Source organism: Dyadobacter sp. SG02, assembly GCF_900109045.1.
Taxonomy (GTDB): Bacteria; Bacteroidota; Bacteroidia; order Cytophagales; family Spirosomataceae; genus Dyadobacter.
The window spans coordinates 52,052-64,325 of record NZ_FNYL01000008.1 but is presented as its reverse complement, the minus strand read 5'-3'; the positions used below and the strand labels follow the sequence as shown (position 1 = coordinate 64,325).

Below are 12,274 nucleotides of genomic sequence, written 5' to 3'. Positions count from 1 at the left end.
CTTTTTATCAGCTAATGTTCTTAAAACTGCTCTACATGCGAGAAAAAGAAATTTCCTTCAATCTCCGCATTTTCGTCTGAATCCGATCCGTGGATCGCGTTCTTCTCCATCGATATCGCATACAATTTGCGGATAGTACCTTCCTCGGCATTCGCCGGGTTTGTCGCGCCGATGAGCTTACGAAAATCAGCTACCGCATTCTCCTTTTCGAGGATCATCGGGATGATCGCCCCGGATGACATATACTGGCAAAGATCATTGTAGAAGGGACGCTCTTTGTGCACGGCGTAGAATTCGCCCGCACGCTCGGAAGTAAGCTGCGTTTTTTTCAGGGCCACAATCCGGAATCCTGCTGCTTCGATCAACTTGATGATAGAACCCGCATGACCATCCTTCACAGCATCAGGCTTGATCATGGTAAATGTCTTATTCGTTGGCATACGTACTTGGCTTTATTGATACTGCCTGCAAGCTACTATATTTCATTTTAAAATACCGAACCTTTCGTTTGTAAACGGCCGCCTTATGTTAAATCACCGCCTGATTGCCAGCCTTTACCGCCCATCATGAAGCAAATCCCAACAGTTTTGTTAATTTTGTGGGCTCTAAGCAAACAGGAAATACCTCTTTTGAACTAAGTCACTGTGAATCAAATCATTGAAGAGCTTCGCTCTTTTTTATCCCAACCCCAAAAAATTGTTATCACAACGCACCGCGATCCGGATGCGGATGCATTGGGTTCGTCCCTGGGCTGGGCCAGTTATTTGCTCAAAAAAGGTCATGAAGTGACGGTGATCAGTCCTACCGACTATGCGGCGAACCTTCGCTGGCTCTCGGGCATGGAGCATGTGCTCGTGTACGAGAAGGCTTCGGAGCAGGGTAAATGCAAGAAAAAGATCGAGCAGGCGACCTTGATCTGCTGCCTCGACTTTTCCGCATTATCGCGGTTGAAAGATCTTGGCAAAGTGGTTCAGGATGCGGCGGCGCCTAAAATGATGATCGATCATCACCTCGAACCGGAACATTTCGCGAAATGGATGGTTTGGGATACCACCGCTGCTGCTACGGCGCAGCTGGTTTATGAGCTTGTGAAAGAAATGGAAGGCGGCCTGCCTGCCGACCAGATTTTCGATATTCCCATGGCCGAATGCCTTTACGCCGGCATTATGACCGACACCGGCTCGTTCCGCCACGGTAATGTGACGCCCGCCGTGCATTTGGCAGTGGCCGATTTAATGCGTACCGGCTTCGATTCGAGCCGCGTGCACCGGCTGATCTACGACAATGCACCGCTTTCGCGCCTGCAATTCCTGGGCTATGTACTTTCCCAGAAACTGGTGGTACTGCCCGAATACCGGACGGCGTATATGGTCCTGACAGAAGCTGAGTTGCAAAAATTCAACTCGGCGTCCGGAGAAACGGAAGGGATTGTGAACTATGGTTTGCAGGTTGAAAATGTAGTCATGTCAGCCATGTTCATCGAACGCAAAGGCGAGGTCAAGATCTCGTTCCGCTCGGTGGGTACATTCTCGGTGAGAGACCTTGCGAGCACGCATTTTAGCGGCGGCGGGCACAAGAATGCATCGGGAGGCCGGTCAGAACAATCAGTAAATGAAACAGTTGCAAGATTTTTAAGCATACTTCCTTCATACCAGGAAGAACTTTTAAGCGTTGACTAAACTTAAATTCTAACTTCACTAAAATATCTTCTAATTAACACGTCCCAATGAATTTAAAAACAATCGGTTATGCGATGGGCATAACTATTCTCGCAGCCGCTTGCAATCAACATCGTCAGCAGGTTACCGAAAGCGGCCTTAAATACACGCTTTTCGATCACGAAGACGATGCAAGAAAGGCTAAACTAGGGGATATCATGACATTCCACCTGGTGTTGAAGAATGGTACCGACTCTACGCTCCGCGATACATATAAAGAGAAAAATCCGGTAAAAATGGTATTGCAGGCACCACCTTACAAAGGCAGTTTCGAAGAAGGCCTTACGTTGCTCGCTACCGGTGACAGCGCCAAATTTTTAGTAAATGCAGATACTTTGTTCGCGAAAATCGGTCAGCCAATGCCTCCGATGATCAAAAAAGGTTCTGAGCTGACTTTTACCGTGAAGGTTGTGAGCGTACTGACTTCGGAAGAATTCCAGAAACAGCAAGCCGAAGCTGGTAAAAAACAGAAAGATATCGATGCGAAAACCATTGAAGACTATCTGGTTAAAAATAACCTGAAAGCGAAAGCCAGAAAAACGGCTTCAGGTCTTGTTTATGTGCCTCAAACAGAAGGAACAGGCGCAAGCCCTACCGCCGGCGACAATGTAAAAGTGCATTATACCGGCAAGTTCCTGGATGGCAAAGAATTCGACAGCTCTAAAAACCAGGGCAAGCCACTCGACCTGCAAGTAGGCGCCGGAATGGTGATCCAGGGCTGGGATGAAGGTATTACTTTGATGAAAAAAGGAGAAAAAGGTTTGCTGCTGATCCCTTCGGGACTTGCTTACGGACCTGAAACTTACGGACCAATCCCGGGCAACTCGGTATTGCAGTTTGAAATGGAACTGATCGACTTTACCAAAGGCGCTAAACCGGCAGCGGGCCCAGCGCTTCCGACTCCTGCTCCGGCGAAATAAGGCGACCGAAACCACATCTTTAATATAATGCCTACAAAGGCACGAATGTCCACGAACACGTTTCGTGACAATTCGTGCCTTTGTCGCATTTAACCCTACCCATTTTTTGCGTAAAATGCATTTCAATAATGCGACTATCTATGAAACTTTGCTTTGCAACAAACAATCAAAACAAACTAAGGGAAATACAAGCCTTGCTAGGGGACAGGTTCGAACTTGTTACCTTGTCGGACATCGGCTGTTTCGAAGAAATACCAGAACCTTTTGAAACAATTCAGGAGAATGCCAGGGCAAAATCCAGCTATGTACGTGAGAAATACGGTATCGACTGTTTTGCAGACGACAGCGGACTCGTCGTCGCTTCGCTGAATGGCGAACCGGGGGTACATTCCGCATACTATGCAGGCCCGCAACGCAGCCATGATGATAATATCGCCCTTTTGCTCGACAAACTCTCCGGTGAGACAGACCGCAGCGCCTACTTTCTGACCGTTATTTCACTGAGTCTGGGAAATGAATACTATGTATTTGAAGGCCGCGCCCACGGAACGATCATCGATGAGAAACGGGGTACCGGCGGCTTTGGTTATGACCCGGTATTTATCCCCGAGGGGCAAGACCGGACTTTTGCGGAAATGACGCTAGCCGAAAAATCACAGATAAGCCATCGCTCCATCGCTTTCGCTGCACTGGTCGATTTTCTCGATCATCATTGAGCTTTTATTCACATTAAATCGTACGGACATGTCGGACTTTAATTCGGATGATTATCGCTACGACGGTAGCAAGAAATTTGACATCAGTAAGGCTAAAACACGTTTCAAGGACATTTACGCAGACAAAGCCAAATACGAGGCTATGCAGGACGAATCAGCGAAGGAGCTCGATGAATTACAAAGCATGATGTATGCGCACAACCGCTACGGACTTCTTGTGATTTTCCAGGCTATGGACGCGGCGGGGAAGGACGGGACGATCAAGCATGTGCTTTCGGGCGTAAATCCCGTAGGTGTTAAAATCCATTCTTTCAAAAGGCCAACTGAAACTGAACTGGGACACGATTTTCTCTGGCGGACGAATCTGGTATTACCTCAGCGCGGCACGATTACGATTTTTAACCGCAGTTATTATGAAGAAGTATTAGTTGTAAAAGTGCAGCCCGAGATACTGACGCAATCGCAGCGCCTGCCCGCGGAACTGACCGAGGATTTGGACAAGCTCTGGAAACACCGCTATTCCGACATCCGGAATCTTGAAAAGTACCTTTCCCGAAATGGTATCCGGGTGATCAAGTTCTTCCTGAATGTCTCAAAGGAAGAACAAGCCGAGCGGCTGATCGAGCGCATTGAGGACCCTTCTAAAAACTGGAAGTTCGAAGAGCAGGATGTGAAAGTGCGTGACAAATGGAAGGAATATATGCAGGCTTACGAAGATTGCATTAATGAAACAGCCTCCAAAAAAGCGCCGTGGTATGTAATTCCGGCCGACGACAAGAAGAATCTCCGCCTTACCGTCGCGAAAATCGTCGCCGAAGAATTGAAAAAGATGAAAATGAGCTATCCGGAATCCGGCCCGCAACGGACCGAGGAGCTACGCCATTTCATCGATATCATCAATGCACAAACGCAACAGCCCTAAAAAAGGAAGGCCGCTGATCGTCGATCAGCGGCCTTATAGCTATGCATGGTGTGAAGTTATATCTTACTTTTTGATGGTGAAATTGCCGCCACCAATTTTATATCCTTCCGCATACAGCTCCACATTATATTTTCCAGGGCGGAACTTGTTCGCATTATCGTACAACATCTCCACTTTCTGGTTGTTGTTCTGGTAAGCGATCGACTCGCGGGTTGTAAATTTAGATGGTGCGCCATCGATTTCAAACTCACCCGAGCCAGTAGCATCGTCAGCTACAACCGCTCCGTCCGGATCCAGCACCCGCACATAAATATCTTTTGGTTCCTGCGAAGTCAACTCGTTTTCCGGAAGATTGAAAACCAGTTTCAGTTTATCAACACGGTTAGCTTTGTACTCTTCGCGTTCTTTGGTTTTACCTCTTGAGTTAACCGTCAGCACTTTCAGGTTCTGAGCTTTCAGGGCAGCAGCTTTACTTACTTTGGCGCTCAATTCTTTGTTAGCCGCAGTAAATGTTACTACTGAGTCGGTCAGTTCAGTCTGGCGTTGTACCAGTCTCTCACGTTCGCTGGTAAGCGTTCCCACGTGAGTGTGCAGGGAGTCGTTGCTTGCTACCAGCTGCTCATTTTCCGCTTTCAGCTGCGCGATCATCTCGTCTTTTTCTGTCAGGAATTTTTCGTATTCCTTGATTTTGCCGAGATATTTGTTGGTTTCAACTCTGCGGCTGCGGCTGAATGCTACCTTGTCAGCTTCGAGTTTCTCCTTCATCTTGGTCAGTTCCGTAACGTCACCACCCAATTTCTCAACTTCCGCAATTTTAGCATCCAATACGGTGGAAATAGAATCCAGTTTAGTTTTGGTTACAGCCAACTCTCTTGCCTTTTCGACTACCATTGACTCTTGCTGGGTCAACTCTTGTTTCTGAGTTGTGAACAAGTAGCCGAACATGGCTGTTGCAAGCCCAAGGACAACTACCATTGCCCAGGCGATGCTTTGCTTATTTTTCTGTTCTTGTTGCATTGATATTAAGTTTACTTGTGTGATTTAGTTTCTCATGGAGACAGGTTAAATTTAATCCGGGTCTACATGCTGTTCTGCCTTCACATCAAACAATTCTGTGCCGCTCAATGCCTGCGCCACGAAATGACCATATTATCTAAGAGCTAAATCCTGCTGAAATGCAAAAAAGAGCCTCATTATCATGAATTTGGCTCTTTTTTAAGAATATTTTAAGGATTCGAAAATTCCCGCAAACCGCTGGCTATCTCAAACTTGCAACTGGAAAATTGGGTAATGTTACCACAAAATATGGTGTGGAGGTACATAGAAAATAATGCAATCGCCCCGTTAAAGTCCTATTTGGCCCCGAATACTAAACTGCTTCTTCTCGACAAAGATCAGTTTCTGGTAACCGTTTACCTCATAGGCGTTTACTCCCAGAAGGTTATCGTGTCTCGACGTGTTAAGCACTATTTTCTTTTCCGAGTTATAGACCTTATTCGACGCGCGGAGCAATGCCTCCACACGCAATGGCTGTTTTAAAACTGAATCTGTGTCGATTTTCAGATAGACCACAGGCAGGTCATTGCCTGGTTTAAGACGATATTCATAATGCAGCGGGCCATTTTGCACCACTTCATAACTCTGCCGGTAGGAAGGTTTGTTAATGTCCGCCTGTACAAACAATTCGAGCTCCTTCTTCCAATCTACCTCGCGGGTCTTCGAAACTTCGCGTTTGCTTCCCAAAATCGCCGTTTTGTTAACTTCCGGCTTCTTTTCATTTAAATACACGATCTGGTTTTCGATAAAACCTTTCAAATCGTAATAAGCCTTGGGAGCGTCGTCACGGGTTTCTTCCTGATTGCAGGAGGTTAATGACATAACCAGAACGGCTGCGACGATAGTAAAGAAGCGGTAATGCATGGATTTCAGATGTGGCTAAAAAAACAGAGAGCCCATAGGACCCTCTGCTGTTAACATCAATCGATGTATGAAAGTTTTAGAGAATGCTTGTTCCCGTCATTTCTGCGGGTTTCGCGATCCCCATCAATTCCAGAATGGTCGGCGCGATGTCCGCTAGCTTTCCATTATTGATGGGTTTTTGATATTCATTATCTACCAGAATGCACGGCACCAGGTTCAATGAATGCGCCGTGTTCGGTGAACCGTCGTCGTTCGACATGTAATCCGAGTTACCGTGATCGGCGATAATGATCGATGAATAGCCGTGGTCCAGACCCGTAGTTACCACTGCCTGTACGCATTGGTCAACCGTTTCACAAGCTTTCACAGCCGCTTCGAAAACGCCGGTATGTCCTACCATGTCCGGGTTAGCAAAGTTGAGGCACACGAAATCCACTTCTTCTTTCACCAACTCAGGAACAATGGCGTCACGAATGTCGAATGCCGACATTTCAGGCTGCAAATCGTAAGTAGCTACCTTCGGTGAAGGGCAAAGCAAACGGCTTTCACCTTCAAAAGGCTTCTCACGACCTCCCGAGAAAAAGAATGTAACGTGCGGGTATTTCTCGGTTTCAGCAATGCGGATCTGCTTCTTACCAACCGATTCGAGCACTTCGCCGAGGGTATTGTTCAAATTGTCTTTGTCAAAAATTACATCCACGCCTTTGAAAGTATCATCATAGTTCGTCATGGTGATGTATTTCAAATTGAGCTTGTGCATATTCTGCTCGTGGAAATCCTGTTGCGTAAGCGCCTGCGTGATTTCGCGGCCGCGGTCCGTGCGGAAGTTGAAGCAAAGTACCACATCGCCGTCCTGAATCAATGCGAGCGGAGAGCCGTCTGCATTGGTAGCGATGATCGGCGTGATGAATTCGTCGGTAACGCCTTCCTCGTACGAAGCTTGTACGGCGTTCAAAACGTCACCAGCAGGCACGTGCTTGCCTTCGCCGTGTACGAGCGCATCGTAAGCTAGTTTTACGCGCTCCCAGCGCTTATCGCGGTCCATAGCATAGTAGCGACCTGTAATGCTGGCAATGCGTCCGGTGCTTTGCGCCATCGATTCGCTCAGCTCGGTGAGGAAGCCCAATCCGCTCTTGGGATCGGTATCGCGGCCATCGGTGAATGCGTGAACGAATACGTCGCTCAAACCACGATCCGCAGCGATCTGGCAAAGGCCTTTCAGGTGATCGATGTGCGAGTGCACGCCGCCGTCCGAAACCAGACCTATGAAGTGAACCCTTTTACCTTCGGCTTTCGCATAGTCGAGCGCCTGCGCGAGCGCGGGCTCTTGTGCGAGCGTGCCTTCGGATACCGCAAGGTTGATTTTTACCAGATCCTGGTAAACCACGCGACCTGCACCGAGGTTGGTATGCCCTACTTCGGAGTTGCCCATTTGTCCGTCCGGCAAACCTACTGCCAGGCCACTCGCTTCGAGTTTGCTATGCGGGTATTTTTGAAGAATGGAATCGTAGAACGGGGTATTTGCCGCTAAAACGGCAGAACGGTTTTCCTCGCCGGATTTGGCGATTCCCCAGCCGTCCATGATAATGAGGATGACTTTCTTGCTCAATGTATGCTGAATTAAGATGATATTTAAAAGAGTAACAACCTACTCTTCCTTTTTGCTTTCGACAGGCTGATTGTTTTCGTCCACAATCACATATACTTCTTCGTTGGGCCGGCGCATCATAAACTTCTCGCGCGCCCATTTTTCAAGCATTCTGGGATTTCCGAAAACCTCATTCCGCTCTTTTTTGACGTCTTTGATCTTCGTTTCAAGGATTGCTTTCTCCTTTTCGAGATCTTTCATTTTCATCCGGTTCGACATTACAACCCGGATGTTGTTATTGTCGAGGAACAATATCCATATCAGCCACACGACGAACGTGGCGATATAGAAGTTCTTTAATGTGTGCAGAGACCAGAATGAGTGGTTTTTCATATTGAAATACCCTTAAACAAGAACCGGAGCGCTGGGCTCCGGCTCTTATATGGTTTGAATTAGAATTTCAATCCTGGGAAGTATGCGCTTTCGCCCAGTTCTTCTTCGATGCGGAGAAGCTGGTTGTATTTCGCCATACGGTCAGAACGTGAAGCCGAACCGGTTTTGATCTGGCCTGTGTTCAATGCAACCGCAAGGTCAGCAATTGTCGAATCTTCTGTTTCACCTGAACGGTGCGACATAATGCTCTTATAGCTGTTGCGTTTTGCAAGGTTTACAGTATCGATAGTCTCAGTCAAAGAACCGATCTGGTTTACTTTCACCAATACCGCATTGGCGATTTGTGATTCGATACCTTGTTGCAGACGGTTTACGTTCGTTACGAACAAATCGTCGCCTACCAGCTGAGTTTTGTGGCCCACTGAGTCTGTCAGAGTTTTCCAACCTGCCCAGTCGTCTTCGTCCATACCGTCTTCGATTGAGATGATAGGGTATTTAGCCACCCACTGAGTCCAGTAGTCAGCCATTTCATCAGAGCTTAACTTACGGCCATCTGATTTTTTGAAGTGATACAGACCGTTTTCGTAGAATTCGGAAACAGCAGCATCCATAGCGATGAAAATGTCTTCGCCTGGTTTGTAACCTGCTTTTTCGATCGCCTGAAGAACAACCTCGATTGCTTCTTCGTTGGATTTGATATTTGGAGCAAAACCACCTTCGTCACCTACGTTGGTAGAGTAGCCTTTGCTTTTCAATACGGTTTTCAAAGTATGGAAAACCTCAACACCCATGCGCAACGACTGCGAGAATGTATCAGCTTTGGCAGGCATGATCATGAACTCCTGGAAGTCGATAGAGTTATCCGCGTGGCTACCTCCGTTCAGGATGTTCATCATTGGTACCGGCAACGTATTTGCGTTGGTACCACCAACGTAACGGTACAATGGAAGGTTTGCCTCCTGTGCAGCAGCTTTCGCAGCAGCAAGGGAAACACCAAGGATAGCATTAGCGCCCAATTTCGCTTTGTTAGGCGTGCCATCCAGTTCCAGCATGATTTTATCAATAAGGTTTTGCTCGAATACGGAGCAACCGATCAGTTCAGGGAAAATGATGTCGTTTACATTCTCAACCGCTTTCAAAACTCCTTTTCCAACGTAAACGCTTTTGTCGTCGTCGCGAAGCTCAACTGCCTCGTGCTTACCGGTAGAAGCTCCGGAAGGAACAGCAGCGCGGCCCAGATAACCATTCTCGGTACGAATATCAACTTCTATTGTAGGGTTTCCTCTTGAATCCAGAATTTGTCTTGCATGTACTGACTGAATCGTACTCATTTGCAGCTTGTGGTTTAATTAAATTTGGAATATGGTTAACGCTACAAAATAACGCAAAAAAAATGGTCATCCATAAACTCCGGCTCATTTTGGCTAAATTTACGATCTGGTCAACCACAACATTTACTATGAAATTAACCCACATTCTGACTACCGCATTATTTAGCTTACCCCTTACATTACAAGCTCAGACACAGCTCACTACGGAAGAATTCGAAAAACAGCTGGCCAAATCAGGAAACGCCCAGCTCCTGGACGTACGCACCCCCGACGAGTACGGCGAAGGCCATTTGGCAAAAGCCTCGAACGTCGATTACAAGAACCCCGATTTCAAAGAAAAAATAGCGAAGCTCGATAAGAACAAGCCTGTGTATGTGTATTGTCTATCGGGCGGAAGAAGCGCGGCTGCGGCCACTGCATTGCATGAAAGCGGTTTCAAAGAAGTTTATGATATGAAAGGTGGCTACCTGAAATGGAATACTTCCGGCAAAGCTGTCGAAGGCGCCAACAAGGCTGGCATAAAAGGCATGAGCTCCTCGGAATTTAACAAAATCATAAACTCCGAAAAGGTCGTCCTGATCGACATTCACGCCAAATGGTGCCCGCCATGTGTGAAAATGCTGCCGACCGTTGCGAAATTGCAAAAGGAATATGCGGGTAATGCTAAGATCGAAACGATCGCTTTTGATCCTAACAAGGCATTGGTAAAGGAACTGGGCGTGGATGAGATCCCCGCATTCCTGCTTTATAAAAATGGGAAACTGGTCACCCGGAAGAATGGCTTTATGGAAGAAAAGGAGTTCCGTGCATTACTAGACTCCCAACTCTAAACATTAACTCCAAACTCATAATAGCAAAAAAGTCCCTCTGCATTGTGCCGAGGGACTTTTTGCTATTATGCTTTGCTTGCTTCGAGCAGTTTGAGGAACTCGTCGAACAGGTAACGCGAATCGTGCGGACCTGGCGATGCTTCAGGGTGGTATTGCACCGAGAATGCCGGGTAATCCTTTCTGCGGATACCTTCAATGGTCTTATCGTTCAGGTTAATGTGCGTAACCTCGATGTCCGGGTGGCTTTCGATCTCGTCCGGCTTCACAGCGAAACCGTGGTTTTGCGAAGTAATCTCGCAAAGGCCAGTGATCAGGTTTTTTACCGGGTGGTTCAAACCACGGTGGCCATGGTGCATTTTGTAAGTATTGATTCCGCTCGAAAGCGCCAGTAACTGGTGACCGAGGCAGATACCGAAAAGCGGCTTAGCCGTTTCGACCATTTGCGTTACGCTTTCAACTGCATATGCCATTGCCGAAGGATCGCCGGGGCCATTCGATATAAAGAAGCCGTCGGGTTTCCATTGCAATACCTCTTCGTAAGATGTTTGTGCAGGGAAAACTTTGCAGTAGCAACCTCTCGAAGTCAGGTTAAGCAGAATGCTTTTCTTGATACCATAATCCATTACCGCAACGCGGAATTTCGCAGTAGCCTCGTCGCCCATGAAGTAAGGCTCCTCAGTTGTTACTTCCGAAGAAAGCTCCAGTCCATCCATAGAAGGGACTTTCTTCAATTCTTTCATCAGTTCCACTTCGTCGAGGATCTCGGAAGAGATAATGGCGTTCATCACACCCTTCTCACGCACGTGGCGTACAAGGTGGCGCGTATCCACATTGCTGATACCGACGATGTTAGCCCTTTCGAAATACTCTTGCAGCGAGAAATCAGCGGTGTCGCGTGAATAGATCTGTGAGAATGTGTTACAAACCATCCCGCGGATCTTAACCGAGCCAGATTCTTCTTCGTCTTCCAGCTGAACACCGTAGTTACCGATGTGCGAGTTGGTATTCACGATGATCTGACCGTAATAGGAAGGGTCTGTGTAGATTTCCTGGTAGCCGGTCATGCCCGTATTAAAGCAAATTTCGCCACCGGTGGTTCCACTTTTACCCAAAGCGAGTCCTTTGTATGCTGTTCCGTCTTCTAGCAACAACAGAGCTTCCTTTTTCTGATTCATATTATGGTTTAAATCTATTTCCCGGTCTATTTTGGGCCATTTCAGGCAACCGGCTCAATTTTGGTGCAAAAATACGACTTTTTACTCAAAAAAAAGGGTTAAACGAAACCGTTCAACCCTTTTCCTATATTTCAATTTCCGATTTCCAAACTATTCCTTTTCAGTTTCGCGTGGTGTTTCTTCTGTTTTCGGAGCTTCTTCCTCAGCCGGAGCCTCAGTTTCCGCTACGATCGGATGATCTTCCTTCTTAACAGGGGCAGCCTCAACAGCTCCCTCTTTCTTGCCACCTCTTCTGCTGCGACGAGTCTTAGCAGGTTTGTCAGCGTTAGCAAGCAACAGTGCATCGTTGAAATCAACCAGCTCGATCAGCGCAGTTTCAGCCGCGTCACCCAAACGGTTACCCAATTTGATGATACGTGTGTAACCACCCGGGCGAGATGCGATTTTGTCCGAAACGATTCCGAAAAGCTCTTTTGTCGATTCTTTATCGTTCAGGTAAGAGAATGCTATCCTTCTGTTGTGGGTAGTATCTTCTTTCGCACGAGTCAGCAGAGGCTCAACGAACTTGCGAAGTTCTTTTGCCTTAGCCAAGGTTGTTTCAATTCTTTTGTGAAGGATCAAAGAGGAAGCCATGTTTGAGAGCATCGCCTTGCGGTGTGATGCGGTTCTTCCTAAGTGATTGTCCTTTTTACCGTGTCTCATTGTTTTGTTGTTTAGTTGCTTCGAGCGGCGCGGTTAGCGCGCTACAGAATACATACTTA

Annotated in this window: 13 protein-coding genes; 5 read left to right on the top strand and 8 right to left on the bottom strand. The window is 47.1% G+C overall.

Annotated elements, in window-relative coordinates; genetic code table 11:
• Positions 1–20 precede the first annotated feature (20 nt).
• Positions 21–440: a nucleoside-diphosphate kinase gene (locus BMW93_RS19475; RefSeq protein ID WP_090380073.1), complete on the bottom strand. Its 420-nt coding sequence runs from the start codon at positions 438–440 to the stop codon at positions 21–23.
• 204 nt (positions 441–644) lie between these two features.
• Here BMW93_RS19475 and BMW93_RS19470 point away from each other — a divergent pair, with 204 nt between their 5' ends.
• The 4 genes from BMW93_RS19470 (at position 645) to BMW93_RS19455 (ending at position 4,276) form a co-directional block, all read left to right on the top strand.
• The gene (locus tag BMW93_RS19470; RefSeq protein ID WP_090380071.1) at positions 645–1,679 is read left to right on the top strand and encodes a bifunctional oligoribonuclease/PAP phosphatase NrnA; all 1,035 of its coding nucleotides are present in this window, start codon (positions 645–647) and stop codon (positions 1,677–1,679) included.
• Positions 1,680–1,726: 47 nt separating this feature from the next.
• Positions 1,727–2,638, top strand: a complete 912-nt coding sequence (locus tag BMW93_RS19465; RefSeq protein WP_090380068.1) for an FKBP-type peptidyl-prolyl cis-trans isomerase — start codon at positions 1,727–1,729, stop codon at positions 2,636–2,638.
• A gap of 140 nt (positions 2,639–2,778) precedes the next feature.
• On the top strand, positions 2,779–3,354 hold the full coding sequence (gene rdgB, locus BMW93_RS19460; RefSeq protein WP_090380065.1) for an RdgB/HAM1 family non-canonical purine NTP pyrophosphatase: 576 nt from the start codon (positions 2,779–2,781) through the stop codon (positions 3,352–3,354).
• Between the two features lie 28 nt (positions 3,355–3,382).
• Complete coding sequence (locus BMW93_RS19455) at positions 3,383–4,276, top strand: polyphosphate kinase 2 family protein (RefSeq protein ID WP_090380064.1); 894 nt, start codon at positions 3,383–3,385, stop codon at positions 4,274–4,276.
• A gap of 63 nt (positions 4,277–4,339) precedes the next feature.
• Here the strand turns inward: BMW93_RS19455 and BMW93_RS19450 are convergent, their stop codons facing one another.
• From BMW93_RS19450 to eno, 5 genes are all read right to left on the bottom strand, one after another.
• Entirely contained in the window at positions 4,340–5,293 is a 954-nt protein-coding gene (locus tag BMW93_RS19450; RefSeq protein ID WP_090380062.1) for a hypothetical protein, read from the bottom strand.
• 327 nt (positions 5,294–5,620) lie between these two features.
• The gene (locus BMW93_RS19445; protein ID WP_090380059.1) at positions 5,621–6,196 is read right to left on the bottom strand and encodes a hypothetical protein; all 576 of its coding nucleotides are present in this window, start codon (positions 6,194–6,196) and stop codon (positions 5,621–5,623) included.
• A gap of 76 nt (positions 6,197–6,272) precedes the next feature.
• Positions 6,273–7,805 carry a 2,3-bisphosphoglycerate-independent phosphoglycerate mutase gene (gene gpmI, locus BMW93_RS19440; protein WP_090380056.1) on the bottom strand — a complete coding sequence of 511 codons (1,533 nt, stop codon included), beginning with the start codon at positions 7,803–7,805 and terminating at the stop codon, positions 6,273–6,275.
• Positions 7,806–7,844: 39 nt separating this feature from the next.
• Positions 7,845–8,177, bottom strand: a complete 333-nt coding sequence (locus tag BMW93_RS19435) for a septum formation initiator family protein (RefSeq protein ID WP_090380053.1) — start codon at positions 8,175–8,177, stop codon at positions 7,845–7,847.
• A gap of 59 nt (positions 8,178–8,236) precedes the next feature.
• Positions 8,237–9,508, bottom strand: a complete 1,272-nt coding sequence (gene eno, locus BMW93_RS19430) for a phosphopyruvate hydratase (protein WP_090380050.1) — start codon at positions 9,506–9,508, stop codon at positions 8,237–8,239.
• A 128-nt stretch (positions 9,509–9,636) separates the two neighbouring features.
• On the opposite strand from eno, the gene BMW93_RS19425 reads away from it, so the two are divergent.
• Positions 9,637–10,338, top strand: a complete 702-nt coding sequence (locus BMW93_RS19425; RefSeq protein WP_177194133.1) for a rhodanese-like domain-containing protein — start codon at positions 9,637–9,639, stop codon at positions 10,336–10,338.
• Positions 10,339–10,403: 65 nt separating this feature from the next.
• Here the strand turns inward: BMW93_RS19425 and carA are convergent, their stop codons facing one another.
• Complete coding sequence (gene carA, locus BMW93_RS19420; RefSeq protein ID WP_090380044.1) at positions 10,404–11,513, bottom strand: glutamine-hydrolyzing carbamoyl-phosphate synthase small subunit; 1,110 nt, start codon at positions 11,511–11,513, stop codon at positions 10,404–10,406.
• Positions 11,514–11,663: 150 nt separating this feature from the next.
• Positions 11,664–12,215: a 50S ribosomal protein L17 gene (gene rplQ, locus BMW93_RS19415; RefSeq protein WP_090380042.1), complete on the bottom strand. Its 552-nt coding sequence runs from the start codon at positions 12,213–12,215 to the stop codon at positions 11,664–11,666.
• Positions 12,216–12,274 lie beyond the last annotated feature (59 nt).

Coding starts and splice junctions, on each gene's coding strand:
- BMW93_RS19435 (WP_090380053.1), bottom strand. CDS start 8,177: ATGAAAAACCACTCATTCTGGTCTCTGCACACATTAAAGAACTTCTAT.
- BMW93_RS19475 (WP_090380073.1), bottom strand. CDS start 440: ATGCCAACGAATAAGACATTTACCATGATCAAGCCTGATGCTGTGAAG.
- BMW93_RS19425 (WP_177194133.1), top strand. CDS start 9,637: ATGAAATTAACCCACATTCTGACTACCGCATTATTTAGCTTACCCCTT.
- BMW93_RS19450 (WP_090380062.1), bottom strand. CDS start 5,293: ATGCAACAAGAACAGAAAAATAAGCAAAGCATCGCCTGGGCAATGGTA.
- BMW93_RS19455 (WP_090380064.1), top strand. CDS start 3,383: ATGTCGGACTTTAATTCGGATGATTATCGCTACGACGGTAGCAAGAAA.
- rdgB (WP_090380065.1), top strand. CDS start 2,779: ATGAAACTTTGCTTTGCAACAAACAATCAAAACAAACTAAGGGAAATA.
- BMW93_RS19445 (WP_090380059.1), bottom strand. CDS start 6,196: ATGCATTACCGCTTCTTTACTATCGTCGCAGCCGTTCTGGTTATGTCA.
- carA (WP_090380044.1), bottom strand. CDS start 11,513: ATGAATCAGAAAAAGGAAGCTCTGTTGTTGCTAGAAGACGGAACAGCA.
- BMW93_RS19465 (WP_090380068.1), top strand. CDS start 1,727: ATGAATTTAAAAACAATCGGTTATGCGATGGGCATAACTATTCTCGCA.
- eno (WP_090380050.1), bottom strand. CDS start 9,508: ATGAGTACGATTCAGTCAGTACATGCAAGACAAATTCTGGATTCAAGA.
- rplQ (WP_090380042.1), bottom strand. CDS start 12,215: ATGAGACACGGTAAAAAGGACAATCACTTAGGAAGAACCGCATCACAC.